The organism is Streptomyces sp. P17, from assembly GCF_032436805.1.
Classification (GTDB): Bacteria; Actinomycetota; Actinomycetes; order Streptomycetales; family Streptomycetaceae; genus Streptomyces.
Genome location: NZ_JAVRBF010000320.1, coordinates 1 through 469, shown reverse-complemented (window position 1 = coordinate 469; position 469 = coordinate 1). Strand labels below are relative to the sequence as shown.

The following is a 469-nucleotide window of genomic DNA, read 5'->3' as shown; positions in this document are numbered from 1 at the left end:
CAGATCGGTCATACCCTTGATGGATGATAAATTGGCGGTCGAAGCGATCATATTCCCCGAACTCCCAGAACCCCTTGATCACCCCTGCCGAGATCGTCCCGCTGCTGGCAGCGATGATCACCGGCATGCGCGGGGGAAGGTCGATGGACGCTAGTGTGGCCCGTACCTCAGCGGCTGTCTCCGTGATCATTTCCGGGAGTTTCAGAGCGTTGGGCATCATGTACACGCCATGCCCGTCATCGTAACTGTTCAGAGACTTCTTGGCCTGATGGTACAGGATCGCAGAGCGACCCGCCGGGAGGGCGTGGAGGACGGTCATACCATTATCCTGGGCTGCGACCTGCTGGGGCTTTAGAGGCTTTCCGATTTCAGCCTTCCGAACCGGATAAAAGTTCACGGCTTGCTTACCCAGAAGGGAGCAAGCTTCAGCGACGGCGTGACCGGCCTGCGAGTGGTAGGTGTCCAGAAC

The 469-nt window shown here is 58.4% G+C and carries 1 protein-coding gene; it reads right to left on the bottom strand.

Features of this window, described 5'->3' with window-relative positions:
• Positions 1 to 319, bottom strand: a 319-nt coding sequence (locus RMT89_RS41080; RefSeq protein ID WP_315888857.1) for a hypothetical protein, incomplete at its 3' end; no start/stop codon positions are given.
• Between the last annotated feature and the right edge of the window lie 150 nt (positions 320 to 469).